Annotated in this window: 23 protein-coding genes and 3 pseudogenes; 18 read left to right on the top strand and 8 right to left on the bottom strand. The window is 67.8% G+C overall.

Going from position 1 to position 26,820, the window contains the following annotated elements; all coding sequences use genetic code 11:
- Window positions 1–42: 42 nt before the first annotated feature.
- From EAO73_RS13725 to EAO73_RS13740, 3 genes are all read right to left on the bottom strand, one after another.
- Window positions 43–942: an RNA polymerase sigma-70 factor gene (locus EAO73_RS13725; protein ID WP_147971812.1), complete on the bottom strand. Its 900-nt coding sequence runs from the start codon at window positions 940–942 to the stop codon at window positions 43–45.
- Window positions 943–983: 41 nt separating this feature from the next.
- On the bottom strand, window positions 984–2,189 hold the full coding sequence (locus tag EAO73_RS13730) for an NAD(P)/FAD-dependent oxidoreductase (RefSeq protein ID WP_147971813.1): 1,206 nt from the start codon (window positions 2,187–2,189) through the stop codon (window positions 984–986).
- Between the two features lie 428 nt (window positions 2,190–2,617).
- The gene (locus EAO73_RS13740) at window positions 2,618–4,207 is read right to left on the bottom strand and encodes an MFS transporter (protein WP_147971814.1); all 1,590 of its coding nucleotides are present in this window, start codon (window positions 4,205–4,207) and stop codon (window positions 2,618–2,620) included.
- Between the two features lie 116 nt (window positions 4,208–4,323).
- Here EAO73_RS13740 and EAO73_RS13745 point away from each other — a divergent pair, with 116 nt between their 5' ends.
- The 13 genes and pseudogenes from EAO73_RS13745 to EAO73_RS13800 all read left to right on the top strand — a co-directional run bounded on the left by EAO73_RS13745 (window position 4,324) and on the right by EAO73_RS13800 (window position 18,062).
- The gene (locus tag EAO73_RS13745; protein ID WP_147971815.1) at window positions 4,324–4,944 is read left to right on the top strand and encodes a TetR/AcrR family transcriptional regulator; all 621 of its coding nucleotides are present in this window, start codon (window positions 4,324–4,326) and stop codon (window positions 4,942–4,944) included.
- Between the two features lie 124 nt (window positions 4,945–5,068).
- Window positions 5,069–5,476 (top strand): annotated as a pseudogene (locus tag EAO73_RS13750) (transposase); the annotation flags it as partial.
- 172 nt (window positions 5,477–5,648) lie between these two features.
- Window positions 5,649–7,109 carry an MFS transporter gene (locus EAO73_RS13755; RefSeq protein WP_224756314.1) on the top strand — a complete coding sequence of 487 codons (1,461 nt, stop codon included), beginning with the start codon at window positions 5,649–5,651 and terminating at the stop codon, window positions 7,107–7,109.
- A 29-nt stretch (window positions 7,110–7,138) separates the two neighbouring features.
- Window positions 7,139–7,597: a redox-sensitive transcriptional activator SoxR gene (soxR, locus tag EAO73_RS13760; RefSeq protein ID WP_147971817.1), complete on the top strand. Its 459-nt coding sequence runs from the start codon at window positions 7,139–7,141 to the stop codon at window positions 7,595–7,597.
- Window positions 7,598–8,432: 835 nt separating this feature from the next.
- Window positions 8,433–9,611, top strand: a complete 1,179-nt coding sequence (locus EAO73_RS13765) for a Cmx/CmrA family chloramphenicol efflux MFS transporter (RefSeq protein WP_147971818.1) — start codon at window positions 8,433–8,435, stop codon at window positions 9,609–9,611.
- Window positions 9,608–10,617 (top strand): annotated as a pseudogene (locus EAO73_RS13770) (IS481 family transposase). Before EAO73_RS13765 ends, EAO73_RS13770 begins: the two are co-directional and overlap by 4 nt.
- Window positions 10,618–10,877: 260 nt before the next feature.
- A complete protein-coding gene (locus EAO73_RS13775; protein ID WP_191134050.1) occupies window positions 10,878–11,729 on the top strand; it encodes a methyltransferase in 852 nt (283 codons plus the stop codon).
- Between the two features lie 14 nt (window positions 11,730–11,743).
- Window positions 11,744–12,623, top strand: a pseudogene (locus EAO73_RS13780) (IS5 family transposase); the annotation flags it as partial.
- Between the two features lie 399 nt (window positions 12,624–13,022).
- Window positions 13,023–14,435 carry a family 2B encapsulin nanocompartment shell protein gene (locus tag EAO73_RS13785; RefSeq protein WP_147971819.1) on the top strand — a complete coding sequence of 471 codons (1,413 nt, stop codon included), beginning with the start codon at window positions 13,023–13,025 and terminating at the stop codon, window positions 14,433–14,435.
- Between the two features lie 76 nt (window positions 14,436–14,511).
- Entirely contained in the window at window positions 14,512–15,825 is a 1,314-nt protein-coding gene (locus EAO73_RS13790; protein WP_147971820.1) for a family 2 encapsulin nanocompartment cargo protein terpene cyclase, read from the top strand.
- A gap of 17 nt (window positions 15,826–15,842) precedes the next feature.
- Entirely contained in the window at window positions 15,843–16,724 is an 882-nt protein-coding gene (locus EAO73_RS13795) for a geranyl diphosphate 2-C-methyltransferase (RefSeq protein ID WP_147971821.1), read from the top strand.
- Window positions 16,725–17,169: 445 nt separating this feature from the next.
- Window positions 17,170–17,328, top strand: coding sequence for a hypothetical protein (locus EAO73_RS35915; protein ID WP_191134051.1), 159 nt, complete (start codon window positions 17,170–17,172; stop codon window positions 17,326–17,328).
- A 539-nt stretch (window positions 17,329–17,867) separates the two neighbouring features.
- Window positions 17,868–18,062: a hypothetical protein gene (locus EAO73_RS13800; protein WP_147971822.1), complete on the top strand. Its 195-nt coding sequence runs from the start codon at window positions 17,868–17,870 to the stop codon at window positions 18,060–18,062.
- Window positions 18,063–18,117: 55 nt separating this feature from the next.
- Here the strand turns inward: EAO73_RS13800 and EAO73_RS13805 are convergent, their stop codons facing one another.
- Window positions 18,118–18,666 (bottom strand): CGNR zinc finger domain-containing protein, encoded by a 549-nt coding sequence (locus EAO73_RS13805; protein ID WP_147971823.1) that lies wholly within the window; start codon window positions 18,664–18,666, stop codon window positions 18,118–18,120.
- A 606-nt stretch (window positions 18,667–19,272) separates the two neighbouring features.
- Between EAO73_RS13805 and EAO73_RS13810 the strand changes: the two genes are divergently transcribed.
- Window positions 19,273–20,208 (top strand): GNAT family N-acetyltransferase, encoded by a 936-nt coding sequence (locus EAO73_RS13810; protein WP_147971824.1) that lies wholly within the window; start codon window positions 19,273–19,275, stop codon window positions 20,206–20,208.
- 959 nt (window positions 20,209–21,167) lie between these two features.
- Here EAO73_RS13810 and EAO73_RS13815 read toward each other — a convergent pair.
- Entirely contained in the window at window positions 21,168–21,548 is a 381-nt protein-coding gene (locus EAO73_RS13815) for a MerR family transcriptional regulator (protein WP_191134052.1), read from the bottom strand.
- Between the two features lie 49 nt (window positions 21,549–21,597).
- Between EAO73_RS13815 and EAO73_RS13820 the strand changes: the two genes are divergently transcribed.
- Together EAO73_RS13820 and EAO73_RS13825 are read left to right on the top strand one after the other, a co-directional pair.
- Window positions 21,598–22,881: an MFS transporter gene (locus EAO73_RS13820; protein WP_147971826.1), complete on the top strand. Its 1,284-nt coding sequence runs from the start codon at window positions 21,598–21,600 to the stop codon at window positions 22,879–22,881.
- 383 nt (window positions 22,882–23,264) lie between these two features.
- Window positions 23,265–23,441 (top strand): hypothetical protein, encoded by a 177-nt coding sequence (locus tag EAO73_RS13825; RefSeq protein WP_224756282.1) that lies wholly within the window; start codon window positions 23,265–23,267, stop codon window positions 23,439–23,441.
- Window positions 23,442–23,451: 10 nt separating this feature from the next.
- Here EAO73_RS13825 and EAO73_RS35920 read toward each other — a convergent pair whose 3' ends face one another.
- Together EAO73_RS35920 and EAO73_RS13830 are read right to left on the bottom strand one after the other, a co-directional pair.
- On the bottom strand, window positions 23,452–23,625 hold the full coding sequence (locus EAO73_RS35920) for a hypothetical protein (RefSeq protein ID WP_191134053.1): 174 nt from the start codon (window positions 23,623–23,625) through the stop codon (window positions 23,452–23,454).
- Between the two features lie 65 nt (window positions 23,626–23,690).
- Window positions 23,691–24,122 (bottom strand): DUF6003 family protein, encoded by a 432-nt coding sequence (locus tag EAO73_RS13830; RefSeq protein WP_147971827.1) that lies wholly within the window; start codon window positions 24,120–24,122, stop codon window positions 23,691–23,693.
- Window positions 24,123–24,628: 506 nt separating this feature from the next.
- Here EAO73_RS13830 and EAO73_RS13835 point away from each other — a divergent pair.
- Entirely contained in the window at window positions 24,629–24,979 is a 351-nt protein-coding gene (locus tag EAO73_RS13835; protein ID WP_147971828.1) for a PRC-barrel domain-containing protein, read from the top strand.
- A 167-nt stretch (window positions 24,980–25,146) separates the two neighbouring features.
- On the opposite strand, the gene EAO73_RS36525 is transcribed toward EAO73_RS13835, so the two are convergent.
- Window positions 25,147–25,659 carry a peptidase inhibitor family I36 protein gene (locus EAO73_RS36525; protein ID WP_224756283.1) on the bottom strand — a complete coding sequence of 171 codons (513 nt, stop codon included), beginning with the start codon at window positions 25,657–25,659 and terminating at the stop codon, window positions 25,147–25,149.
- Between EAO73_RS36525 and EAO73_RS13845 the strand changes: the two genes are divergently transcribed.
- Window positions 25,578–26,573 carry a hypothetical protein gene (locus EAO73_RS13845; protein WP_224756284.1) on the top strand — a complete coding sequence of 332 codons (996 nt, stop codon included), beginning with the start codon at window positions 25,578–25,580 and terminating at the stop codon, window positions 26,571–26,573. The genes EAO73_RS36525 and EAO73_RS13845 overlap by 82 nt on opposite strands.
- The last annotated feature ends 247 nt before the right edge of the window (window positions 26,574–26,820 follow it).

Raw genomic sequence — 26,820 nt, forward strand, 5'->3', positions numbered from 1 at the left:
CAGAGAGAAAGTGCCCGAGACGCCTGCTCCGCCACCGCTGATTCATCGCAGTGTGAGGGAGGTCTCCGATGCGATGCGGGACAGTTTTTCGGGGTTGCGGACGACGTAGAGACCGGTGATGAGGCCGCCCTCCACGCGGGTCGCGATGATGGCATCCACCTCACCGTCCAGGTGGATCGCCAGCGCCGGGCTTCCGTTGACCGTGGTGTGGGCGAAGGCGACCGGGACGGTGCTCCTGCCGAGACCGCCCACCAGCAGACGGGCCACCTTGCCGGCGCCGGCGATCGGCCGTAGGGCAGCGTGCTTGACTCCGCCTCCGTCGCCCATGTAGACGACCTCGGGCGCGAGGACGTCGAGGAGGCCTTGCAGATCTCCGCCTTCCAGTGCCTGCAGGAACGACTCCAGAGCCGCCCGAGTCTGGCTCTGGGAGACCACCTTGCGCGGGCGCCGGGCATCGACGTGCCGGCGGGCCCGGTGTGCGATCTGGCGCACTGTGGCCGGGGGCTTGTCGACTGCCGCCGCGATCTCGTCGTAGCCGACGTCGAAGACCTCGCGCAGCACGAAAACGGCCCGTTCGGTCGGCGACAGCGTCTCCAGGACCAGCATCACCGCCATCGATACACTCTCGGCCAGTTCAACGTCCTGGGCCACGTCCGGCGCGGTCAGCAGCGGCTCGGGCAGCCACGGACCCACGTAAGACTCCTTTCGCCGAGCCAACGTACGCAGCCGGTTGAGCGCCTGTCGGGTCGTGATCCGAACCAGGTACGCGCGCTGGTCGCGCACTTGCTCCAGGTCGACCTCGACCCACCGCAACCACGTTTCCTGCAGGACGTCCTCGGCATCGGCCGCCGAGCCGAGCATCTCGTACGCAACGGTGAACAGCAGATTGCGATGGGCAACGAATATCTCCGTCGCCCGGTCAACGGCGTGATGGTCACTCATGCCCTGATCATCTCCCCTAGGACAGCCGGCCCGGCCCGAATCTAGGAAATCCGATCGATCATGAACGACTCCTCGGTCCGCATGGCCTCCAGCGCCCGGCCACGCCCGGCGCCCCCCTTCACGCGGTGCAGCCTGTACCCGCCGGGCTTGTGCGCCTCATCGGCAAGGTGCTTCACGATGCCCTTGCACACCCCCTCCTTCATCTTCGCGCCGAGGCGGCCACCGATGTGGAACCACACTGCGACATCGGACCTGTTGCCGAACTGGAAGACGCCGGCGCCTCGCCCCAGGCTGATGCACTGCGCTCCGAACGACTGGTTGAGGGGCTCGGGCCGCTCACCAGCCAACCGGCTCAGCACCGTGTCGGCGGCTCGCGCACCCAGCGGCATCGCGACCTGGCAGCTCATCCGCAGGGGCAGGCCGGACGGCGCCGCCGAGTCCCCGGCCGCGACGATGCGGTCGTCATCCACGCTCGTCAACGTCTCGTCGGTGAGCAGCCGGCCCAGGATGTCGACGCTCAGGCCGCTGCGAGCGGCCAGGTCCGGCACGCCGAAGCCGGCTGTCCAGATACTCACCGCGCTCGACAGTTCCCGGCCGTCTGCAAGCAGCACCGCGTCACGCTTCACCCTCGTCACCTTCGAAGCAGCACCTTCCACAACCTTCACCCCGAGCGCCGCCAGTCGCTCGGCCACCGAACGACGTCCCCGCCGGTGCAAGTACGGCCCGAGCAGCCCACCACAGACCAGCGTCACTCGGCGGCCCTGCTCCGCAAGCTCAGCGGCCGTCTCGATACCCGCCGGACCGGCTCCGACCACCGTCACCGCGGCCGACGCCGGTGCGGCGTCAAGGACCGGCAGCAACCGCTGCACGTCCTCCAGGCCGGCGATCGGGTAGGCGTACTCGGCCGCTCCGGGCACCTGCGGGTCCGCGCTGCCGCTGCCCACCGCATAGACCAGATAGTCGTAGCCGACCCGACCACCGCTCGCCAGCTCCACACCGCACCCGGCCGCGTCGATCCTCGTCACACTGTCGACCACCAACCGCACCCCCTGCGCGAGGACATCCTCGTAGTCGACGACCGCCGCGTCGGTCCCACCCGCCAACTGGTGCAGGCGGACCCGGTGGACGAAGGCCGGCCGCGGATTGACCAGCGTCACGGTCACGTCGCCCCGTAGCGTCAGGCGGTTGGCTGCCATGACGCCGGCGTATCCGCCGCCGATCACTACCACATCGGTGTTCTCAGCCATGATGTCTCCCTCATTTCGAGCGGTTCGAGCACAAGACACCACTCGATCGCCCTTCGTGACAGCATGTGAGGCAGGTCACCTCACGGGTCGAGGTGCAGCGGCCTTGCGCCTGCGACAGCAGCCGCGCTGAGGGACTCTCTTCAGCGGGCTGCGACCACTCAAGGGCGGGGGTGCCGTCGCCGCGGATTGCGGGCCCTGCGCCCTGATACTGCTGCCAGAGTGTGAGTTCTTGCCGGCTTCGGCTGGTCTCAATGAGCTCATGAGGTGGCCGACCCATACTGAGTTGTGGGTACCGGTGAGGGCCGCCGGTACAGGGACGGCACTCACCGGAGGCGTCGATCACATGAGGCCCGGGGGCAGGCGGACTTCTCCAGCGGGCCATTTCGCACCGTCGCACAGTGGCGTCCACATGGTCCGCAGCGGCATGGTCATGGGCCCTTCGGGTCGTTCGACGTGGACGTCGTGCTCAAGAGTTCGCCGGCCGAGTCGCTGGTAGAGCGGAACGAGGGGCGGTCGGCAGATGAGAAGCGCGTGGTGGCCAGCTGGTCGCCGGCGCTCGTCGGTGCGGTGTCGCGACGTGGTGGGGCCAGTGCGGCGGCGATGGCCACGGCCCCGATTGCACACACGGCCGCCGTTCCCCCCAGCGCAATATGCAGAGCATGGGTGAACCCGTCGGCCAGCGTTGCGGAATCACCGCCGGTCGGTCCTCCCGAGGCAACCTTTGCGGCAAGTTCCTGGGAGCCGACGCGGGTACCGATCAAGCTGACCAATACCGCCCCGTACACGGCGATGACGATGGCCTCGCTGCCGATGCGCATGGTGTTGAGGAACCCGGTGGCCATCCCGGCCTGCTCGGGCTCGACGAGGCTCATCGCCGCGCCGTCGCCCACGCCGAAGGACAGCCCCGCGCCCAGCCCGGTCAGCACCAGCGGCCCGGCGACCATGGCGACGGAGGAGGAGGGGGCGATCTGAGTGAGCCATGCGTTCCCGCCGGCGAACATCACCAATGAAATCGTGATCACCGCGCGGGCCGACACTCCCCGGTTGACCAGCGCGCCGGCCAGCGGCGGAGCCAGGAGTACCGGCGCGGTCATCAGAAGTAGCACCGTTCCGGCGCGCTGTGGAGAGAAGCCGCTCGCGCCCACGAGGTAAGTGGGCAGGTAGGTCAGCAGTGTCACAAAGCCGAAGGTCGACACGACGGGCACCATGCACAGGGCCAGGAAGCGGCGGTTCTTGACCAGCGCCAGGTCGAGCAGCGGGGCGGCAGAGCGAGCCTGAAGGACGACGAAGAGCACAAGGAGCCCGACACCAACGACGAGCAGCGCCAGCACACCGGGGCTCACCCAACCCCACTCCGGCCCCTGGACCGACCCCAGGACCAGCGTCGCAAGGCCGGCGACGAACACGACAGCACCGGTCACGTCCAGGCGGGGACGTTTCTCGGCGCGGGATTCGGCGATGTATCCGGCACCGGCAAGGGCAACGGCCATCAGGGCGGCGTGCAACCCGAAGACGGCACGCCATCCCAGCCCACTGACCAGCCAGCCCGACAGGGTGGGTCCGGCAGCCAGGCCCAGTCCGGCGGCGCTGCCGAGCGCCGCGAACGCTCGGGTGCGCGCGGCGCCGTCGAAGGTGGTGGCCAGGATCGCGCCGCCGCTGGCGAACACGCCGGCCGCACCAACGCCCGACACAGCACGGGCTATGTCCAGCAGGACGATGTTGGATGCGACTGCGGCGGCGAGTGAGCCGACCGTGACCACGCCGCCGCCGATCACGAAGGTCCGCCGGCGCCCCACGAGGTCGGCCGCGGAGCCGGAGACCAGCGTGAACGAGGCAAACGTCAAGTTGTAGGCGTTCATAACCCACTGCAGCGGTGCGCCTGCTGTGTGGAGGTCCGCACTGATGCGGGGCAGCGCGACGGCTGCCCCGGAGATGGACATCGGCACGGTGGCGAAGGCCAGGAGCACCACCACCAGCGTGATCGCCGGCCGGGAGTGGCCCGTAGGGACGGTTGTCACGAAGTCAGGCTCCTTGGAAGGGAGTTCAGCAGCCACGGTTGGCCACCGAGGCGACAATGCCACTCAGTGGCACAAGCTGTCAAAGGGCAAAGGCCTCCGAGTGATAGCCTCACGGTGTGAGTGAGAACCTGCGCGACCTGCCGCTGCGCGAACGCAAGAAACTGCGTACCCGCAGGGCCCTGGCCGAGACCGCGCTGCGCCTGTTCACAGAACGCGGATACGACGCCACCACGCTCGATGACCTGTGTGATGCCGTGGAAGTGTCGAAGCGGACCTTCTTCCGGAACTACCGTTCCAAGGAAGACGTCGCGCTGGCCGCCGACAGCGACTTGTGGTCGGCCTATCTAGATCACGTGGCCACCTTGGAGATGGACGGCCCGCTCCTTGAGTTTCTCCGCGTAGCGCTGAACAGCACATTGAGCGCCATGGACCCGGATTGGGGTGGCCGCTTCCTCGCCACCCGCGAGCTGTCGGAGGCCGTACCCGCGCTGCAGACGCACAGCATGGGCTACTGCCAGGACACGACGCGAGCCCTGGTCAAGACAGTGAATGGTTCCGCCGGCGTCGTCACTGACGAGTTGCGCCTCCCGCTGACCGTGGAAATCTTCGTAGCCGCCTGGCGCACAGCCTCCATGCACTGGTCGGTACGGGGCGGTTGCGGAGGCCGCGACGGCTTGATGAAACTGGTTGAGGAGACCTTCGCCAAGATCCCCGCCGCACTGACGTCTTCCGCCTGACGCACTGTCGCCGTTCACCAGATCCTGGCGGTTATCTGTCGTCAGCCTCCATCGGATCTCAGCAGGGGACGAACCACGTCGATCCGGTGCTGCGGAAACTGGCCGTCCGGCTGGAGGCGGTGGTCGGATCAGCGAGTGCCCGGGACGTTCCCGCAGAGGATTCACCACCAAGATCCACCTCGTCGCCGACGGGCGATGTCGGCCCCTCGCGTTCGTCCTGACACCCGGACACTACGGGGACGGACCCCAGCTCGAACGGGTCCTGGAGCAGGCATCGGTGCCCCGCACCGGAGTCGGCCGGCCTCGCACCCGGCCCGACCGTGTCCTGGCGGACAAGGCGTACACGTCGCGCAGAAACCGCAACAACCGACGGCGACGCGGTATCCCGCACACGATCCCCGAACGCCTCGACCAGCAAAGACGTCACAGGAACCGAGGCTCCCGAGGCGGCCGGCCCACCGGCTTCGACGGCGAGCGCTACAAGAAGCGCAACACCGTCGAACGCACCAGCAACCGCCCCAAAGGCTTCCGAAACGCGCCTTCGCCGACACAGGGCCGTACCCGTCCCTCACCACGCCTCAACATGAGGTCGGAAAAGCTCAGCGCCCGTCCGCTTGCCCTCAACCGCGGTTGAAGTGATGGGGTACTCGCGACCTTTCGACCGAGGGAAGCGAGTACCCGATATGGATGCCGTCACAGAGGCGATGGCCTCTTCTCCTTCGCCACAGCGTCCATCGCCCTTGACGCTCCCGGTGGTACTGACGGGTGTCGTCCTGGTTGCCATGTCCATCTCCGGGACTGCGGTGGCGCTGCCCAGCATGGGCCGGGAACTGGATGCCTCCGGCTCGGCCCTGAACTGGGTCGTGGCCGGATACAACCTGGCCTTCGCGGCGATGACTCTCGTGGCTGGTTCGACTGCGGACCGAGTAGGGCGACGCAAGACATTCGTCGCCTCGGCGGTCGTCCTCTCCTGCGGGTTCCTGGTTACCGCGGTGAGTCCCTCGGTCCTCTTCACCGACGCGGCGCGCATCGTCTCCGGTGCGGGCGGCGCCGGCATCATGGCCGCCGGAGGCGCGGTCCTCGCCGCCTCATACGAAGAAACCTCACGCAATCGCGCCTTCGCGCTCATGGGCACCATGGCGGGAGTCGGCATCGCGGTCGGCCCCACCCTGTCCGGACTGCTGATCTCCGCGACAGGCTGGCGCGGAAGCTTCGTGGTCTTCACTGCCCTGGGCACACTGATCACAGCGGGCGCCACCCGGATGCACGAGTCCCGAGCCGCCACCGCACGGGTCGACTGGGCCGGCAGCATCCTCTTCACCGTCGCGCTCTGCCTCCTCATGTTCGCCCCCCTGGAGGCACCATCCCTGGGCTGGACCGATGGGGCCGTCGTCGTTGCGGCCATCAGCGGGGTCATAGCGCTCGTCGTCTTCGGCGTTGTGCAGCGGCGCAGCGCCCACCCGGTCCTGGAGCCGGCTCTGCTCACCAACCGTGGCTTCATCGGATGGAGCTTGGCCACCTTGACGACGTCGGTCGGGTTTCTCGGCCTTCTGGTCTTTCTGCCGACCTACCTCCAGGCGGCCGCGCACCTCGCGCCGGCCGCAGCAGGCGCCGCAATGCTGCTCCTGACCGTCCCCATCCTCGTCACGCCGTTGGCCGCGGTGGCACTGGTCAACAGGGGAGTCCCAGCACGCCGACTGGTCTTGCTCGCGCTCGTGATGGTCACCCTGGGAAATCTCTCCCTGGTCACACTCAGCCCGGACAACACGCTTCTGGGCGCTACAGCCCCGCTCCTGGCGATCGGAACCGGTATGGGGACTTCCTTCGGGATCACCGACGGACAGGCCATGGCTCTGGTACCGGCCGAGTCCGTCGGTATGGCCGTCGGCTTCCTCAATACGTTACGCGGAGCTGCCGAGGCCATGGTCATCGCCGCTTTCGGGGCCGCGCTGCTCGGCTTTCTCGGCAGCCGCCTCGGCAGCGATGATCGAGCGGCTGCGGTGAGCGCCGGGCAGCTCTCCGACATACACCGACTCGCCGAACTCGCCGCCCTCACTTGGTCGTGGCGCATGACCCAGCTCGGTATCGGACTGCTCTGTCTGCTGCTGACCCTCACGGTCATGGCACTTATCCGCCACCATGGCCCGAGCCGCCAGAACGCCTGAACCAGCACCGTGAACGTCAGGAGACCGATGTGCTCGTCGACCCGAACGACCTTCTCACCATCGGTGACGTCGTCCGGCGCACCGGCGTATCAGCATCCGCGCTGCACTTCTACGAACGCAAAGGGCTGATCTTTTCAGGCCGGGACGGCACCAACCAACGTCGCTACCCCCGCCATATGCTCCGTCGCATCTCATTGATCGTCGTGGCCAAGCGCCTCGGCATCAGGCTCAGCGACGTAGCAGCGGTCTTCAGCACACTGCCCAGCCATCACGCGCCCACTCACAAGGACTGGCAACGCCTCTCCTTGGCGTGGAAGCAACAACTGGAAGAAAGGCGTCGGGCGATCGAAACTCTCGAGGCCGAACTGACCGGATGCATCGGGTGCGGCTGTCTGTCCATGAAGGCGTGTCTCCTCCTCAACCCCGACGACGCGCTCAGCCCGCAAGGACCTGGCCCCGTACGCCTTCAGAGGGCTGTTCGCGAGTGATTCTCCGTTTCGAGGCTGGCGCGGTGCGGCCACTCGCGCAGGACCCCGGAACGCCCCGGTCGGACGAGGACGGTGTCATCCGCCATGTGGAGTCCGGACGGGAGCGGACGGCTCTCGGCCGCGCGGTTGCGGCAGCTCGTCGAGCCAGCGGGCCAGCGGCCAGGGGCTACCGGCCGCCCTCGGGCGGGGAGGCGTGGGGATCGGCCCCGGCGGTATCGGCGTACGGACTTCTCTGGCTCTGGCGAGATTTTCGGAGGCGGAGATCATCTCGGTGGCACGGTCGGCCGGTTGGCATGGCGTCGGCGGCTGTGCTGTCCTTCGTCCCAGCGTTGCCGCAGGTAGTCGAGGTAGGCGCACGCGTCCGCAGTGAGAGGGGCATTCGGTGGGGCGGTCGACCGCTGGCCGTGGAGGCCTGAGGATCCCCACCACGGCGGGCTACCCGGCCAGCTCCTCGGAAGAACGACGGGTGATCTTCCTACCTGCTTCGGTCTCCACCAAGGTCACCGCACCGATCCAGTCACCATCGGGGTGCTCCCTCATCCACCGATCATCGCAGGACACCCCGGTGATCGTCTCCGGTCACAGCACTAGGTGTTGCGGGACATGACGTTGGTGACACCGGTGCCACGCTGGGCGTCGGTCGGGTAGCGTGCTAGCCATGTCGAGTCCTGAGTGAGACAAGGTGGGGGCTTTCGGTCACGCCGTCAGCCCCCTGAAGCCCTGAGCTTGTAGTCCTGTCGTTGCGCCGCATTCTGTGGTGGGACGAGTGTGCCTGTGGGGCTGGCCGCGGTGACGAGATGACCTTCTCGTGCTTCTCCTCACCTCGGAGCCTTCGATGTCTTTCCCGCTGTACCTGCTCGCTGTGGCGGTTTTCGCCATGGGCACCTCGGAGTTCATGCTCGCCGGCCTGTTGCCGGATATTGCCTCAGATTTCGACGTCACCGTCGGGGCCGCGGGTGTGCTCACCTCGGCCTTCGCGATCGGCATGGTCATCGGGGCCCCTCTCGTGGCCGCGCTTGCCCGCAACTGGCCCAGGCGATCCAGCCTTCTCGCGTTCATCCTCACTTTCGCGGCAGCTCACGCCGCGGGGGCCGTCACCTCCAGCTTCCCGATCCTGTTCGCTACCCGGGTCGTTGCCGCGCTCGCGAACGCAGGGTTCCTCGCCGTGGCTCTGACAACTGCCGCCACACTGGTCCCACCAGACAAGAAGGGCCGTGCGCTGGCCGTACTACTGTCGGGCACAACGGTGGCCACGATCGCCGGGGTCCCCGGAGGGTCGGTACTCGGGACGGTGCTCGGCTGGCGGGCCGCATTCTGGGCAGTCGCCGCTCTCTGCCTGCCCGCGGCTCTCGGTGTCCTGAAGGGCATCCCAGGGGGACGCGTGAAGGCAGAGGCGACGGGCGGGCCGGTCTTGCGGGCGGAGCTCGCCCTGCTCACCAGGCCGCGGTTGATCCTGATGATGCTGCTTGGCGCGCTGGTGAACGCGGCAACGTTCGGAAGCTTCACCTTCCTCGCCCCGATCGTGACCGACACCGCCGGGCTGGGTGGGCTGTGGATCTCTGTCGTTCTGGCGCTCTTCGGTGCCGGTTCCTTCGTCGGCGTCACCGTCGCCGGCCGGCTGTCGGACCAGCGTCCCGGGCTGGTCATTGCGGTCGGCGGTCCGCTGCTGCTCGTTGGCTGGCTGGCCCTGGCGGTACTGGCCGATAGGCCGGTCGCCTTGTGCACCCTCGTGTTTGTGCAGGGCGCGCTGTCGTTCGCCCTCGGCAGCACGCTGATCACCCGGGTCCTCTACGAGGCAGCACAAGCCCCCACGATGGCCGGCTCGTATGCGACCGCGGCACTCAACACCGGCGCCGCCGCCGGCCCCCTTGTCGCCGCGACCACCCTCAGCACCGAGGCCGGGGCCCTCGGACCGCTGTGGGCGAGCGGACTCCTGGTCGGTGTCGCGCTACTCATTGCCTTCACACTCCGCACTAGCGTCGCGGCCGGCCGAAGCGCCGAGGTGTTCAAGTGACACATGCGAACGCCCTCTTGAACGTGGAGGGACGCCGAAGGCTCGTGGAACACTGCCGCAGCCGTCCGATCGCCCACGTGGCAGCCGAGGCCGGCGTCTCCCGCGCCTGCCTGTCCAAGTGGAAGAGCCGATACGACACATCCGGTGAGGCCGGATTACAGGACCACCCCAGAGTCCCGCACTTCTCACCGCCCCAGACCCCACCCGAGATCGTTGAACGGATTGAGCGTCTGCGGCGGGACAACAAATGGTCTGCCCGCCGGATCGCGCTCGAACTCGCGAACCAAGGCGTGCGGATCAGCGAACGCACCGTGGGCCGTTGGCTGGCCCGCCCGGGCATCAACCACCGCCGTCACCTCGACCCCGACGGATCCGTCAACCGGCACCCGTCACAACCGATCGTGGCCCGCTACCCAGGCCACATGGTCCACCTGGACGTCAAGAAGGCCGGACGCATCCCGACGGTGGCGGCTGGCGGGCCCACGGACGCGACTCCGAACAGGCAAGAACCGCCCAGCGCGCGAAGACCGCCGGCGCCAAGGGAGGGTATGTCTACCTGCACTCCGCCGTCGACGGGTTCTCCCGCCTGTCCTATACCGAGCCCCTTCCCGACGAGAAGGCCGCCACCACCGTGGCGTTCTTCACCCGCGCCCGCGCGTTCTTCGCCGCCCACGGCATCCACCGGATCGTCCGCGTGGTCACCGACAACGGCACCAACTACCGAGCTGGGGTCTTCGGGCGCTCTGTGGCCTCGGTGGCCTCCCGCCACCAGCGGACCAAGCCCTACACGCCGCGGCACAACGGCAAGGTCGAGCGTTATCAGCGCATCCTTGCCGAAGAGCTGCTCTACGCCCGCCCCTGGACCTCCGAAGCAGAGCGAACCCGAGCAATCGCGTTCTGGAACATCCACTACAACTACCACCGACCTCACACCACCGCCGGGAACCGTCCTCCAGCCTCACGCCTCCCCGCAAGCGTCACCAACGTCATGGCCGGCAACAACTAGGCCGTGTCTCCCAACTCTTGGACACGGAGACATCGAGGGCTCCGTCGTGGTCCTAGACTTATGACATGGCATTCATGAGCACCCCGCACTGCTGCTTCCTGTGATCGGAAGGCGCTGAGGGCGATGCCAGACGGCGTCGCCCTCCTTGGCGTGCCTGCTGCATGAATGACGTCCCTATGCTGCCCGTTCCTTCCTGAGGCAGTGACGCTCTGAGCGCGCAGGCACGGTCCCTTCCCTTCACCCCTTCCCAGGAGTGCCTCGTGCCCGTGTCGCTTCCCCCTGCCCTCGATCTGTCCCTCGACCTGCTTCGCTGCCCGACGTGCCGAACGCGCCGCCTGCACCCCGAGTGCGGTGCACTGCGTTGCCCGGTGGGCCACACCTTCGACCTCGCCCGTCACGGCTATGCCAGTCTGCTGACGGGCAGCCGCGCCACCAGCGGCGACGACGCGGCAATGGTCCAAGCCCGGGACCGGTTCCTGTCCACCGGCACCTACGTGCCCGTCCGGGAAGTCGCGGCCCGACTGGCGGCCGACGCCATGCCCGAGCAGGGCACAGTGGTAGACGTAGGGTGCGGCACCGGTTACTACCTGGCCGGCGTACTCGACCAGCTGCCCGGCGCCCGTGGCCTGGGGCTGGACACATCGGTGCGCGCTCTGCGCTCGGCAGCCCGTGCCCACGACCGGGCCGCCGCAGTCACCTGGGACGTCTTTCGCCCCTTCCCGCTGGTCGACGGGGCGGCCGATGTCGTACTGGACGTGTTCGCCCCACGCAACCCGGCCGAGTTCCACCGCGTACTGCGCGCGACCGGTCGGCTGATCGTGGTCCGGCCCACCGGGCGGCACCTGGCCGAGCTGCGCGGCCAGGTGCCTGCGATGGTCACGATCGACCCGGCCAAGGAACAGCGCCTGCACCGGGCACTCACCCCGTTCTTCGAGGCCGTCGTCACTGAACAGGTGGATTACTCCGCGTCCTTGAGCAGGCTGGACGTCCTGGACCTGGTTTCGATGACGCCGAGTGCACGCCACGTGAGTCGTTCAGACCTGAATGACGGCAGCTTCCTGCCCGATCAGGTCACTGTCTCCGTGCTGGCCACCGCCTACCAGCCTCGGTAACCACGAGCGGGCGCATACGCCTGCTGACCGATGAGCAATGGACACGCCTGGCGCCCTGTCTTCCCCGCCGCCCGGGGAAGACAGGGCGCCCGTTCGCCGACCACCGTCGCATCATCGAAGGGATCATCTACCGATACCGCACGGGCATCCCCTGGAGAGACCTGCCCCGCGAAGCATTCGGTCCCTGGCAGACGGTGTGGAAGCGCCATCGGAGGTGGGCGGCTGACGGCACCTGGGACACGGTTCTGGCCCAAGTGACCGCTCAGGCGGACTCTGTCAACGGGATCGACTGGATGGTCTCGGTCGACTCGACGATCAATCGGGCCCACCAGCACGCGACGAACACGGCACGGCCGGAGAAGGACACCAGCGCTGTCACCTACGGGAGCAGGAGCGAAACAACTGTCACCAGGGGAGAACCAGCCGGCCACGCCATAGGGCGATCGCGTGGCGGCCTGACGACCAAGAACCATCACGCCGTGGACGGCAACGGCCGCCCGCTGGCCGTCGTAGTCACCCCTGGCCAAGTTCACGACGCGCAGATCCTCCCTCTCCTACTGGCTGACATCCGAGTCCCGCGCTTTGGCTCAGGCACGCCGCGCACCGCACCGGACGCGCTGCTCGCAGATAAGGCGTGCTCCTCTCGACAGGTCCGCACAGACCTCGCTGTCCGCGGCATCCGCACAGTGATTCCCGAGCGTGCCGATCAGCAGGCCGACCGCAAGAGGAAAGGCCGCAGCGGCGGACGGCCCCGGACTCTGGACACCGAGACCTACAAGCGCAGGAACGTCGTGGAACGATCGTTCCGCCTGCTCAAGCAGTGGCGGGGGCCTGGCCACCCGGTACGACAAACTCGCGATCGTCTACCGCTCCGCAGCCGCACTGGCGGGGATCAACTGCCGGGCCGAGGCGCGGGCGTGCGGATCTGTCGCTTCGCGAAACGCCATACTTCGTCTCGCGCGTAACTGCTGCCGTCGACCTGCCCCGGCAGGCCGAATCTCGTCGTGCTTCCGCGGCGCCGGGCATCGCGACCCGCAGAGCGGTCGGAGGGCACGCTCTCGAACACGGCTCAAATTCATCGGCGCATGGGCAAACGCCCTTCGGGCGTGATCATCGTATCGAGCGAATGTCGGCGGATTCCCTTGGTCCGGTGGGTGAAAGGGCCCTTAGCGTGCTTATGGACCTGGAGGGGGTCTCTTCTCTCCTTATCAGCGCCCTTCCTCGCGTGTTTGTCCATACGAACGGTCGCGTCCGCTGATGCACGTCCTCGCCGCATTAAAAGGAGCTTGCCCGATGACTGTTGACTCGAACTCGGAAGCACGGCTGGAAGTGCCCCGGCAGTCCAGTCTGGGGACGGCCGCCGCCCGCAACCTCGCCAGCACGACGAAGTCCGCCCCGCAGATGCAGGAGATCACCTCCCGCTGGCTGCTGCGAATGCTTCCCTGGGTCGAGACCAAGGGCGGTGCCTACCGGGTCAACCGGCGGCTGTCCTTCACGGTGGGCGACGGACGGGTGGAGTTCATCCAGGAAGGGGCCACGGTCCGGGTCATCCCCCAGGAGCTTGGCGAACTGGCCCTGTTGCGGGACTTCGACGACACCGAGGTGCTCACCGCCATCGCTGACCGGTGCGTACAGCGCGACTTCCGGGCAGGGGAGACACTGGTCGAGCAGGGCGAGGCCGCGGACCGGCTCCACCTGGTCGCGCACGGCCGAATCGGCCAGACCTCCGCCGGCAATTACGGCGACGAAGTCACCCTGGACGTCCTGGCGGACGGAGACCACTTCGGGGAACACGTCCTGCTCGACGACGACGCCCGGTGGACGCAGACCGCCACCGCCGAGACCGCCGGGACGGTGCTCACTCTGTCCCGCGCGGAGTTCGCGGGCATCGTGTCGGCCTCGCCAGAGCTCCGGGCCCACCTCGCTGAGTTCACCGCCCGCTCGCAGCAGCGGCAAAACCACCGCGGTGAAGCCGAGATCGCGATGTCGGCCGGCCACGTCGGCGAGCAGGAACTGCCCGGAGCATTCGCCGACTACGAGCTGAGGCCGCGCGAGTACGAGCTCTCGGTCGCCCAGACCATTCTCCGGGTCCATACCCGGGTGGCCGATCTCTACAACGGTCCGATGAACCAGACGGAGGAACAGCTCAGGCTCACCATCGAGGCGCTGCGCGAGCGCCAGGAGCACGAACTGATCAACAACCGGGAGTTCGGTCTCCTCCACAACGCCGACTTCAAGCAGCGGATCCAGCCGCACTCCGGCCGGCCGACCCCGGACGACCTGGACGAGCTGCTCTGCCGCCGCCGGGGCACCAAGTTCTTCCTCGCGCACCCCCGGACCATCGCGGCGATGGGGCGCGAGTTCAACGCGCGCGGCCTCTACCCGGACCACACCGACCTCGGCGGCCAGCAGGTGCCCGCCTGGCGCGGTGTGCCGATCCTGCCCTGCGGCAAGATCCCCATCACCCCGGAGAAGACCAGTTCGATCCTCGCCATGCGTACCGGTGAGGAGAACCAGGGCGTCATCGGCCTGCGGCAGACCGGCCTGCCGGACGAGTACGAGCCGGGCCTGTCAGTCCGCTTCATGGGCATCGACGAGAAGGCAATCATTTCCTACCTCGTCAGCACCTACTACTCCGCCGCCATCCTCGTGCCCGACGCGGTCGGCGTGCTGGAGAACGTACAGATCGCCCACTGGCCCAGGTAGTGGTCGCGGCCCAGCACCCTGAACCGGACCGTGTGCCGGAAGCCGTCGAACACCCCACCCCACCAAGGAGTCACGCATGCCCGTTCCCGAGCTGCCGCCTCCGCGCCCGAGCACGCCGGAAGCCGTCATCCACTTCGGCGCGACCATACTCGCCCCCGTCGCGGCTCACGCCCAGGAGACCGGCGCCGCCGTCAGCACATCGCCCGGCGCGCACACACTGCCACCCCTGCCGGCCCACCTCCCCTTCGGCCCGTCACCGACCTCTCTACCATCGACCGCCCCACCGCCCACCGGGGGAACCGGGCCGAGCCTGCAACTGGAGCGACTGCTGCGCGGGCCACATGGCCTGGGCACGGCCGGTCTGCGGCTGACTCCCCCCGAGGAGCCTCCCGCACCGGTGGCCGCAGAGAAGGGCCGGCCCATCCCGGGCCTCTACCATCACCCGATCCCCGAGCCCGACCCGGACCGCGTCGACGAGGTCAGCCGCAGGATCAAGGCATGGGCACTGGACGAGGTCTCCCTGTATCCCGAGGAATGGGAAGAGCAGTTCGACGGCTTCTCCGTGGGCCGCTACATGGTCGGATGCCACCCGGACGCACCCACCGTCGACCACCTGATGCTCGCCACCCGCCTCATGGTCGCCGAAAACGCCGTGGACGACTGCTACTGCGAGGACCACGGCGGATCACCCATCGGCCTCGGCGAACGGCTTCTGCTCGCGCACACCGCACTCGACCCCCTGTACACCGCGCGGGAGTACCAGCCGAAATGGGCGGCCTCCCTCCATGCGGACGCCCCTCGGCGCGCCTACCGCTCCGCCATGGACTACTTCGTCCGCGCCGCCGGGCCCTCCCAGGCCGACCGGCTCCGCCACGACATGGCGCGACTGCATCTGGGGTACCTCGCCGAAGCGGCCTGGGCCCAGCAGGATCACGTTCCGGAAGTCTGGGAGTACCTGGCGATGCGCCAGTTCAACAACTTCCGGCCCTGCCCCACCATCACCGACACCGTCGGCGGCTACGAACTCCCGGCCGACCTGCACGCCCAGGCCGATCTGCAGAAAGTCATCGCCCTGGCCTCCAACGCCACGACGATCGTGAACGACCTCTACTCGTACACCAAGGAACTCGACGCCCCGGGCCGGCATCTGAACCTGCCCGTCGTGATCGCCGAACGCGAAAGGGTGTCCGACAAGGACGCCTACCTCAAGTCGGTCGAAATCCACAACGAGCTGATGCACGAATTCGAGACCGAGGCCGCGGCACTGGCCGCGGCCTGTCCCGTCCCGAGCGTGGGGCGCTTCCTGCGAGGCGTCGCCGCCTGGGTCGACGGCAACCACCACTGGCATCAGTCCAACACCTACCGCTACAGCCTGCCCGACTTCTGGTAAGAGAGAAGGAACCATCTGTGACCAGCACCGAACTCGCCACCGCCCCCTCCGCACTGCGCATTCCCGGCCCGGCGACCCCCTACCAGGGAGACATCGCACGCTACTGGGACGGTGAGGCCCGCCCCGTGAACCTGCGCCTCGGCGACGTCGACGGCCTCTACCACCACCACTACGGCATCGGTGAGGTCGACTCCGCCGCACTCGGTGGCCCGGAGGACAAGGAGAGCGAGAACAAGCTGATCGCCGAACTCCACCGACTGGAGTCAGCACAGGCCGATGCCCTCCTGGGACACCTCGGTGCCATCGGCCGCGACGACACCCTGGTGGACGCGGGCTGCGGCCGCGGCGGCACGATGGTCATGGCGCACCAGCGCTTCGGCTGCTCTGTGGAAGGCGTAACCCTGTCGGCCAAGCAGGCCGACTTCGCCAATGGACGCGCCGCGGAACTGGGCATCGACAACCACGTCCACGCCACAGTCTGCAACATGCTCTCCACCCCCTTCGAGACCGGCTCCGCCGCAGCCTCGTGGAACAACGAGTCGAGCATGTACGTGGACCTGGACGACCTCTTCGCCGAGCACGCCCGCATCCTGCAGGTCGGCGGACGCTACGTAACCATCACCGGCTGCTGGAACCCGCGTTACGGCCAGCCCTCGAAGTGGGTCTCGCAGATCAACGCGCACTTCGAGTGCAACATCCACTCGCGCCGGGAATACCTGCGCGCCATGGCCGACAACCGCCTCGTGCCGCAGGCCGTGATCGACCTCACTCCCGACACCTTGCCCTACTGGGAGCTGCGGGCCACGTCCTCACTGGTCACGGGGATCGAGGAGGCGTTCATCAATTCGTACCGGGACGGATCCTTCCAGTACGTCCTCATTGCGGCCGACCGCGTCTGACAGTGCCCTGACCATGGCCGGTCGGCACCGGGAAGCCTCCCGGTGCCGGCCGGCACATCCTTGGGCACAAGATGGCGTCCCCGTTATCACGACTAACCTGGCCGACCTTCGAGCCAGCAGTGCCTGGCCAAACTGGCCGCGGACCCGCCCGGGGTGCGGGCGGCCGCGCAGGCCGTCGTCGACGCACCCGGCGGGATGGGGCGCATCGGCTCCTACTGGACCGAGGCAAGGTACCCAGGCACGGGCGGATGAGAGTGGGCCGGGAGGTGGCCCAAGGGGTGCGTGTAAAGGGCTCACAGACACTGACGCGTCCGTGCGCGCGAGAGGTCGTCACTCGTCCGTATGTATCGCTACGTCAGTGATCGCACAGTCGTCCCGCTCGTCATAACTTGAGATCAGTGTGCAGTCGACCGGCCGCACCTGCTTGGAGAGGAGCCACGGCGCCATGAGCTATGAGAATGAGGATGTCGATGAGACGGGCGTGGACCCCAAAGACATTGACCTGGTCATGGCGCAGACCGGTGTGAGCCGGCAGAAAGCCGTCAGGGTGTTGAAAGAATCCGGGGGGGACCTCATCAATGCCATCATGGCAGCCTCGGAATAATCCATCTGGACGGTGGATGCGCTACTGAGAGCGCACCGCCCGTCAGTTCGCAGACACTCCAGGGGACAGCACAACCGAGCACTTGACTCGCCCGGTTCGGGCGTGGTGCTGTCCGCCGGCGCGATCACCCACCGTGCAGCGAGCAACTCTTGGACCGGAACGCTGTCTCGTCATCGGCGGCCGCGACCGTCACAACCGCAAGGTCCGGCCCTGACGCACGCGTCTTGTTGATCAGTTTCGTACTCGGTGCGACGCTCCGTCTCACGCCGAGGTCTACGCTTCGCGGCTGCGCCGTCGGACCGAGGCGCGCAGCCGCAACAACGAGGAGATGACGGTGCTGATCGTTCTGGCCTTCGGCGCCCTTGTCGCGGCGACCGCGTTCGGGCAGATTGTGCTGGACTTCCTTGGGCGGCGGGCCTCCGGCGTCAATGACGGCGGCCGCTGACCGCCTCCTCGGGCTTTGTTCGCGCTTCGGTGCTCGACACCCGCGCCCGGTTCGACTTCACCGCCGCACCCACCCGGCACCACCGATCGGCGAGATGGACGGAGCCAACCCGGCGGGCCGGAAGCAGCTCGCCGGAGCGCCCGAGGACCTCATCAACTGGTCGGCGTCCCGCCGCCGGCGCATCGAGGATGCCCTGGAGGCGCTCACCGATCAGTACGTAAGGACCACGGCCACCTGCCCGGCGACCGCGGTCGCCGGGCAGGTGGCCGGCGCGGGATCCGGGCGGTGATCCCGCAGCCCGCCGAGGACGCCAACCGCAAACGGCTCGGCAGACTGGGCTCGGCTCAGCCGGTGTCTGCTGCTTTGCGTCTGCGGAACGTGGCCACGCGTGTGCGGTTTTGGCAGGTGATCGAGCAGAAGCGGCGCCGGCCGCCTGGTGAGCGATCGATGTAGACGTCGGCGCAGTGATCACCGGTGCAGATGCCGATGCGTTCGATCCCGTGGGCGGTGACGTACTGGCGCAGGGTGAGCGCCGATGCCGCGAGGAGTGCCTGCTCGGGGTCGCCGACGCGCCATACGGCACTCAGCGAGCCGTTTGCGGCGGCTTCCAAGGCGGGGCAGGCGCCAGCGTCGACGAGCAGGTAGGTCAGCCGTTGCGCGCACGTCTCCGTGTTCTGGGCGGAAAAGATCTGGTGCAGGAGGTCAGCAGCCCGGGTGAATTCCTCGGGCGTCAGCTCGGCTTCGACGCCCGTCGGCAGGCCGAGATGTGTGGCGAGATTTTCAGGCCGGGACGGGGCGTTTCTGCGGCCGGCCGCTTCACGTGGCAGCGTGCCCCACGCGTTGACGAGTTCCGTCAGTGCCGCCAGCGGGAGCTCGGTGAAGGTGACTGGCATATCTCAAGAGTAACGCGTAGAGCGGTAGTTGAGCGTTGCGGCAACCCGGCAAGGGGTGCACAGCCGTCCGGGGCGAACGCCCGGAACCCGGTCTTCGACCGGGCGAACCAATCGGATTTCCCGGGCAGCGGTCGTAGGATCTACTTGATCAGGATCTGGCTGAGGCCGTGTTTCGGGGCGCCACCGGACAATCGGATCTGTCTGTGGTGACCCGTCGACCCCTGCCCTGAGTGACCGGACAATGCTTGGGCCGAACCCGACTAGCGGATAGGGCATGACTATCGCCCGATCGTTCCGTTTACAGAACGTTCTGTTTGTGGAACACTGCTCGCGTCCCGACAACGCATCACCGGCACGGCTGGGGCGGTAAGGCAGTGACCTGGCTGCCCTGTGGGTGAACGGCTGCGCCTTCTGCGCCAGGCAACGACCACCGCCGATCGGCCGTGGCACGCTGCGACGCAGAATGCCGAGCGCGCCCCGTCCCCGGGCGCAGGGGCCTGACGGGCAGGTCAGGCAAGGGCAGGAGCGGCCAGGCCTGCCGCTACCACTGGATGGCGCTTCGGCGCAGGACCGACCACCTCACCCAAAGACAGGACGCCCTCGTACATGCTTATCCGCATAGCACGCGCCGACGAACTACCCGCCCTCGTCCAGCACTCCGATCAGCCAGAGCGCAACGACGGGAGAGCCGCCTACCTCACCGACCTATTGACCAAGCGGTGCACCCGGCCGGAGTGGTGCATGGTCGCGGAAGACGAGGCCGGCCGACTCACCGCGGCCACCGTGCTATGGACCCTCCCAGGCAGAGAGATCCCAATGGCCCTGGTTCTCCTTGAGGCGCCGTGGGGCGAACCCGGCCTCGTCACCGGCCGGGCACTGCTGGCCGAGGCGGTCGCTCTGGCCGGCTCTCTCGGTGCAACGGCGCTGGAGCACGTTACCGACTCGCCGACGCAGGCGCCGCAGTACCAGGCGCAGCCGGAACGGCGGGCCGAGCTTCTTCGTCTGGCGGGCTTCGAACGGGCTCGTGACGGTCGCCGCTTCCGCCGTCGCCCCGGGCCGGAACCCGCCACGCATGACAGCCGATTGACCTGGCGTTCCCTGCCCCGTCTGGGCTGTGAGCCCTTCATCTCTCTCCTTGCCGAGGCGCTGCCGACCAGCGCCGACGCCCAACTCGCCGCCAGGGTCGCCACGCATGGCGCCCGGCGTGCCGCAGAGAGCCTCTTCGCGGACATGGAGGAGTTCTCGTACGAGCCCTCGTGGTGGGAAATCGGCTACACCACCGACGGAACACCGGCAGCCCTCAGCCTCCCCGCCCGCAACCCATCGACCGCTGTGATCGGCCTGGTGGCGGTATCTCCCGCCTGCCGCGGCAACGGCTATGCGACGGCGGTGGTGGCGCGTGGGACGCGTCTGCTGGTCGAAGCGGGCGCCGACGAGATCCGTGGCGACTGCGACGCGGCCAATACCGCCATGATCATGGCTTTCGAACGGGCAGGTTACGAGAACTTCGCCGACCGCCAGGAGTTCACCCGCCAATTGTGAGCGAGGGCCCCTCCCGCCCCCTGAAACGGATCCAGGGCAGGAGAGGCGGGGCTGACACCGCAAGCTCGGCCGGCGCCGAACCGGCCAACCGGTTCAGGGATCCGGCGTTGATCGACGAGACATCTGCTGCTTTCGACGCGCTCTACGAGCAGGGCGAGGACTACAGCAGCAGTCGGGCCCGCGAGCACGGTATCGGCAGACCTGAACCGCAGGGCTAGCAGCGCGCCGAGTGCGAACGCGGCGGCCGCGATGCCGGCGGACAGGAGGGCCAGGAGCAAGCGGAGCCGGGGCGTAAGTCTGGGCGATGGTTCTCGCGCTGGCGTACCTGAGTGCGGGCGGCGGCGTACGGCTGGATGACGTATGGCTTCTTCCGGCGGTGAGAGAGTGGTGATGCCCGCAGCGCCCAACATCGTGAACTCCACGGCCTCGCTGGGAGCCAAGCTCCCGTCTCTGACACCCTCGAAGATGTAGGGCTCATCCCCCTCCCTGGGGGTCAGGCTGATCCCGGTCGCGCGCCCCGTCCCCATATTGCGCAGGTAGTAAGCATTGCCGGATACAAGCTCGATGGCGAAGGTGGGACGGGGGCGGTTCGCCTCCGCCTCAGCAAGTCGACGCTCGGCAGCTTCCGCCCGCTGATCCATTAGGGCCTGCTCCGCCACGCGCCTTGACAGCCGAGCCTCTTCAACCGAAGCAACTGCGGCGTCAGCCGCCTTCACGGACGCGTCTGCCGACCGCTTCCCGTCCTTTGCCGCCCGCCAGCTGACGATGAGTGCCGCGCCCGCGAACACGATTGCCGCGCAGGCACCAATGTTTGCCCATGGCCACGCCAAGACGGCACGGCCTACTTCTCCCCAGTTCATGGCGGGAGATTACGGCTGGCGGCATTCTGCATGGGGCGGAAGGCCGACAATCCGAGCACCTCGAAGCCACCATCCGCTGGCGCACGGTGGTTGAGCGGCTCAGTCGACTGTTTTGGCCCGGTTGGTGCGCAGGCGTTGCAGGTGCTGCTGGACGGCGTTCCGGCTGAAGCTCAGGCATTTGACCTGGCTGTCGAGGCGGGCGAATTCGGCGTCGAACAGTGCGACCAGGTCCTCTTCGCCGTCTGCTTCGTCCCCGTCCACCTGGTTCGGTTGGTTCTCCTGGAGCAGCGGCAGGATCAGTCTGGTCGGCAGCCCTGATCTGACCAGGCTGCTCACCAGCTTTGCCTGTTCGACGTCCGCCTCCTGATAGTGCCGGTAGCCGCTCGGTGCGCGCTCCGGCCTCAACAGCCCCCGCTCCTCGTAGTACCGCAGCATCCGGATCGGAATCCTGGTGCGCTTGGACAGCTCGCCGATCCGCATGAACCGCTCCTTGACTCTCACATGAATGTGAGACTTTACGGTACCGGTCATGAGTACTCAACCCACCGAAATTACTGCGGAAGCGCCGCCCAGGCTGCCCTGGGGAGCACTGCTTCTTCTCTCGGGCGCGGCCTTCGCCACCGTCACCACCGAACTGCTGCCCGCGAGCATGCTGCTGCAGCTCAGCGACGGCCTGGACATCACACCCGCGACCGCCGGCGGACTGGTCGGCGCATGGGCGCTGACTATCGCCGTGGCCAGCGTCCCGCTGACCCGGCTGACTGCACGCGTACCGCGCCGACGGCTCTTCACCCTCATTCTGCTGCTGCTCGCCCTCGCGACCACCGGCACCGCGCTCGCCCCCTCGTACGGGTGGGCGCTCACCAGCCGTATCACCGCCGCCGCCGCGCACGGCCTCTTCTGGTCGCTGCTCGTGCCAACAGTGGCCACACTCGTCCCGCCGGCGCGGACCGGCCGGGCCGTCTCGGTAGTGCTGGCCGGTCCCGCGATGGCCAGCATCATCGGCATTCCGCTCGGCGCTACCATCGGCGTCTCTCTCGGGTGGCGGGTCTCCTTCGGCGCATTGGCGGCGCTGCTCGCGCTGGCGGCCCTGGGCATCCGTTCCCTGCCGCTTACGGACGCGCCCCGGCCAGCCGTGCGGCAGGAAGGCCGAGACCCGGCACTGTGGACCGTACTCGGCGTCGCGCTGGCCGGAGGGCTCGTCATCACCGGCCACTTCCTGCTTTACACGTACATCGCACCGCTGCTCAAACAGTTCGGCGGATACGACAACGCCACCAGCGGCATACTGCTGTTCGTCTTCGGAGTGGCCGGGGTGGTCGGCACCCTCGGGGCCGGATCACTCTCCGACCGGTTCCCGCGGCAGGCGCTCAGCTGGGTCAGCGCCGCCTTCGCCGGCAGCGCCGCCTCACTGCTCCTACTCGATCTCCATCTTGCCGTGGCAGTCGTGGTGATCGCAGGCTGGGGCGTACTCATCGGGTTGCTGCCACCGGTGTTCCAGATGCACCTGCTACGGATCGCCTCCCCCGGCCGGGAGGCCGCCTCCGGGGCGATCGGCATCACCGTACTCAACCTCGGTATCGCCACCGGGGCGACGCTCGGCGGGGCGGTACTCGACAACTGGCAGGCCCGAGCCCTCCCCGCCGTCGCCGCCGCGGTCATCGCCGCAGCCACCTTCGGACTGGTGGTCAACGGACTCCGGGGCCGGTCCGCCACCGGCGAGAAATCCGGAGCTGAGCACACCGACGTGGTCCGAGAAGGTGACGACACGGCAAGCACAGGTGCACAGGATCCCTCCGTCGCAGAGGCGTGAGGGAAGCGGCTGTGCCGGCCGCTGTATCAGAGAGAGCGACCATGCGGCGGGGGTCTCGCGGGCCGCGGTGGTGGCTGGCGGAACGCGTCGATCGAATCGGTGACCGCCAGGGCGTGCGGGGCGTCGGCTTTCGCCGCGCCACGGGCCGTGTCGCCCAGACGGTGGCTTCCGGAGCATTTCCCTCCAGCCCCGGAAGCCACAGCCCCCAGCACGACCGGGGTGAGTACCCGAGAAACATCGCCGCCGACCTACGACACAACGCGAGAAGCCCTCACCGGCCCCTCGCTCTCCTCGGGATCACATGATCACCAATCCGGGCGAAGCACCACTTTGCCGAGGCCCTGTCTCCCGAAGGAGAGCATGGGCGGCCAGAAGCTTCCAACGTGGAGTTCGGCCTCGACATCATCCAGCGCAAGATCGTCCTCGGCTGCCCACCCGACTGTCCCAATCCCGAACGCAACCGCTACCTGATCTGGGTCGCCCACCGCCACGGCGCACCCGTGTGCCAGACCCTCCCGGACACCATCGCGGCCTCCCTATCCGTCGTCGCCTCCGGGTAGGTCGGAACTTTCAGATCACACCCTCGAACTGTTCCCGCAGCCGGGCGGGATGCGGCCCGTACTCGCCGACCGGCAGGTACGGCTCGAAGTAGTCCCAGCCCTCGTCAGCCAGTTGTGCGCGGGACGCCGAGGCCGAGGTCTCGGGGCTCGGGTGCGCCGGCTCTCGCGGTCGACGTGCCCGCACCGGAGGCAGGACTGCGAGGTGCAGGCACGGCTGATGCGGTCACGTCACGCCGTATCTGTGACCGATCAGGAGCGAGGTGCGGTCGGCAGGGCCGCAGGATCCACCCCGGAGAGTTCGACGATGCGGTGCGCCGGGAGGCCGGCGGCCAGAGCTTTGTGGAGCAGGGCGTCGCGCCCCTCCTCGCTGTCACGGTAAGACAGCAGTTCCTTCTCGACGGCCGCCACCTGGTCGGTGGCGGCAGCCCGGCGAACCCGCTCCAGCTCCTCCTCGGTCAGCGGCACCGGGAGCCGTTCTGCTCCCTCGGGAATCATCCCGGTCTCCTCAGGCGGCACGACGTGCAGCGCCGGAGACGCGGCATCGGTCTGGTGGGCATCGAGCCAGGCCCGCACGGCCGGTGTCTGCAGGCACTCCAGCCCTCCGGTGAGGGATACGGGCATCGCCTGCCAGCCCGATCCCGGGGCACCGTCGGCGAGGAAGAGATAAGCGTCGTCGGTCATGATGGGTCACTTTCCAGCGTCGGCTGTGGCGGTGTTGTGCACCCACTTACCCGCTCTGGCCTAGCCGTATCCGGTTGGCGTGCTGCGATCGGCTGTTCGGGTCGTACGCGACACACCGTCCCGGGACCTGAAGGTGCCCCTCGCACTCGTGAAACTGCTGGGCCGTGTCCGAAACCTCGCCCCAGGGCGCACGTCACGGCGAGGCCCGGAATGGTTGCACATGCAGGGGCCGCACGGCGACATTGCGTCATCGCGGGCTGACACGGGAATGGTCGGCTGCACATACACAGGCGGGTGAACCGGCGTTTGCATCCCTGTTTCAGGGAGATCTGGAAATGGTCGGCACGTCGCCTCCATCTCGCGTTCCCCGGAGGCGGCCGTCGCCGGTGCGGTGCGGAGAAGAGTATCGGGGGAGCCCTCATACTCGGTTCGGTGTCCGCAGGCCATGCTCCGAGGTGCTGCGGGCACACATCTGCTAACACCGAAAGAGAAACAGAGGGAGTGGCATGTTTGAAGCGGAGAATATCCGGGACTGGCGGGACCTTGACGTGGTGGACGTTGAGGGGGACAAGATCGGATCCCTGGAATCCATTTACGTCGCAACCGCCACCGACCAGCCCGCCTTCGCGGGCGTCACGATCGGACGACTGACCCGGAGACGGATCGCTTTCGTGCCGCTGGACAAGGCCGTGGTGTCACCCTCATACCTGAAGGTGGCGTGGTCGAAGCAGCTCGTCAAGGAAGCCCCATCCATCAATACCGACGGAGAATTGCTGGCTGAGGAAGAAAGGGAAATCTTCGATCACTACGGCTTGGATTACGGAACGGGGACCGGCCGTCGGCTGGCCCGACGCTGATCGAGGTACTGAGCCGAGAGCAACGCGCGCAGCGGCGCGGCAACACGCACCCCGCCCGCCTCACGGCTGCCTCGACCCGGGCGGCGACTGCCAGATGCGCCCCCGCGCGGTGCCGTCCGGGCGGAGCCGGTGGCCTGGGTCCGGGCCCGGGTGCCGTCGGTGTTGAGTCAGGCGCCACAGGGCGTGTCGTTGTTCTTCAACGAGTGCGTGGCGTCGTTCATGCCGTAGGAGCGAAGGTCTGCGATCGTGCCGCCTTCGCGTCCCACGCAGACCTGGGACGCGGTGTAGTTGTCCTTGGCGTAGACCCTCGCGGTGCGCCCGCTGTTGTTGATGACGGAGCTCCCGGCGCCGCGAATGTAGTCGGGCAGGTGTCGCACCGAATCGTCGGTGGCGCGTTTGACGTAGAGCTGGCCGACGAAGTTGATGTCAGGGTAGATGCACACGAACCCGTCGGGGCAGGCGATCTTGTCCTGGGGCGTGGCCCCCGGGCTGGTGGGTTGAAGCGCGTCTACGTGGCGACTATGTCGCTGGACCAGACCGGCAAGGGGCAGGCCCGCTGGACCAAGCACCGGAACTTTCCGAAAGCCACGCGGAGCTTTTGTCCGATCTGAGTGGAATCGTTTGTGACTATCCTTCTGAAGACCCCGCAGTGGTGCTGACGGGCCTCGCTGCGGACACATCCGGCGCCCTGACCCGCCATGGAACGCCCGCGGGTCGCCGGGAGCTGACGGGCTATACCGTTCTCCTCCATGCCACGTCCTGGTATGCGACTTCCGGCCGGATACTCAACCGGCCCCTGCTCGACGCCTACGCCGATGTCCTCAACCGCATCCGGGCGACGTTCGCCCCGGCGGTGTGCCGCTGTGCGCTGGGACATCCGAGCGACATTCTCAGCGACGACCGCGAGCACATGGTCGAGTTCGGGGTGAGCCTGCTGACCACGGCCGGGAGGGAGATCATCTCTGCGGACTACGGGGTTGAGGACAACGATATAGCTGTCCTGGACTGTCCGGCCTTCCTGTCCGACCTTGCCGACACGGCCAAGGAGGTCGTCCACGGAGGTATCGAAAGGCTCTTCGGCGAGATCGACGTCTCCCATCTCGACGCCGCTTTCCTCCGCAACGGCGGCCGTATCGAGTTCACCGCCGTCCAGGACGCACTCTCTCGCACCTGGGAGGACAACGCCGGGCCGGTCGGGCTATGGTGCGCGCGAAGGTGGCTGGCCGGGCAGGTCAACAAGGACGAACGGATCGGCGTGATGCTGTGCATGCGCATGGTCATCCAGAACTCGTACGAGGGCCTGCCCCCCTCTTACTCGCGCGTCATGCAAGCTGCCCTGAAGACCGTCGACCTCAACGCCGCATGCAGCCACCCAATCCACCCATGGTCCGCAGTCGCCGACCGTCGCGCGGCCGTCCTGCATCTCTGCGCGCCAGCAGAGCATCCCGACTCTCCGGTGCCTCCCGAGCTGTCGGCGCGCGAGCTGTGGGAATGCCCGGGCCAGTACCTTGAGCTTGCGCGGGCAGGCCTGCGCACCATCTCGCGCTGGAACTCCAAGACAACCCCTACCGCGTTCGAGGGCACCGGCCCCTGACGCTTGACGCGCTCTCGGGAGTCCGAGCCGGCGTCAGCCCTTGGGCGTAGCTGCGGAAGCCGGCGAGCCTCACACACTTCGGCGGGCTGGAGGGGCAAAGGCGTCTCACTCGCCGTCGACCGTCGGCTTCGCCGCGTGCTATAGCAGAGCGACACGGGCGGGCAGCGTCCTGCGGGCGCTTCGGATCGGTGGCTGTCGGTTCAGATATGGAGCTTCGACTGGTCCGGAAGGTCCGGCCGATAGAAGT

Origin of the sequence: Streptomyces sp. col6 (assembly GCF_008042035.1) — a bacterium.
GTDB lineage: Bacteria > Actinomycetota > Actinomycetes > Streptomycetales > Streptomycetaceae > Streptomyces.

Excerpts from the sequence above, each read along its gene's own strand:
- EAO73_RS13725 (WP_147971812.1), bottom strand. The coding sequence starts at position 942 with ATGAGTGACCATCACGCCGTTGACCGGGCGACGGAGATATTCGTTGCC.
- EAO73_RS13730 (WP_147971813.1), bottom strand. The coding sequence starts at position 2,189 with ATGGCTGAGAACACCGATGTGGTAGTGATCGGCGGCGGATACGCCGGC.
- EAO73_RS13755 (WP_224756314.1), top strand. The coding sequence starts at position 5,649 with ATGGCCTCTTCTCCTTCGCCACAGCGTCCATCGCCCTTGACGCTCCCG.
- EAO73_RS13765 (WP_147971818.1), top strand. The coding sequence starts at position 8,433 with ATGTCTTTCCCGCTGTACCTGCTCGCTGTGGCGGTTTTCGCCATGGGC.
- EAO73_RS13785 (WP_147971819.1), top strand. The coding sequence starts at position 13,023 with ATGACTGTTGACTCGAACTCGGAAGCACGGCTGGAAGTGCCCCGGCAG.
- EAO73_RS13790 (WP_147971820.1), top strand. The coding sequence starts at position 14,512 with ATGCCCGTTCCCGAGCTGCCGCCTCCGCGCCCGAGCACGCCGGAAGCC.
- EAO73_RS35915 (WP_191134051.1), top strand. The coding sequence starts at position 17,170 with ATGAGCTATGAGAATGAGGATGTCGATGAGACGGGCGTGGACCCCAAA.
- EAO73_RS13800 (WP_147971822.1), top strand. The coding sequence starts at position 17,868 with ATGGACGGAGCCAACCCGGCGGGCCGGAAGCAGCTCGCCGGAGCGCCC.
- EAO73_RS13805 (WP_147971823.1), bottom strand. The coding sequence starts at position 18,666 with ATGCCAGTCACCTTCACCGAGCTCCCGCTGGCGGCACTGACGGAACTC.
- EAO73_RS13810 (WP_147971824.1), top strand. The coding sequence starts at position 19,273 with ATGCTTATCCGCATAGCACGCGCCGACGAACTACCCGCCCTCGTCCAG.
- EAO73_RS13815 (WP_191134052.1), bottom strand. The coding sequence starts at position 21,548 with ATGCGGATCGGCGAGCTGTCCAAGCGCACCAGGATTCCGATCCGGATG.
- EAO73_RS13820 (WP_147971826.1), top strand. The coding sequence starts at position 21,598 with ATGAGTACTCAACCCACCGAAATTACTGCGGAAGCGCCGCCCAGGCTG.
- EAO73_RS13830 (WP_147971827.1), bottom strand. The coding sequence starts at position 24,122 with ATGACCGACGACGCTTATCTCTTCCTCGCCGACGGTGCCCCGGGATCG.
- EAO73_RS13835 (WP_147971828.1), top strand. The coding sequence starts at position 24,629 with ATGTTTGAAGCGGAGAATATCCGGGACTGGCGGGACCTTGACGTGGTG.
- EAO73_RS36525 (WP_224756283.1), bottom strand. The coding sequence starts at position 25,659 with ATGTGTCCGCAGCGAGGCCCGTCAGCACCACTGCGGGGTCTTCAGAAG.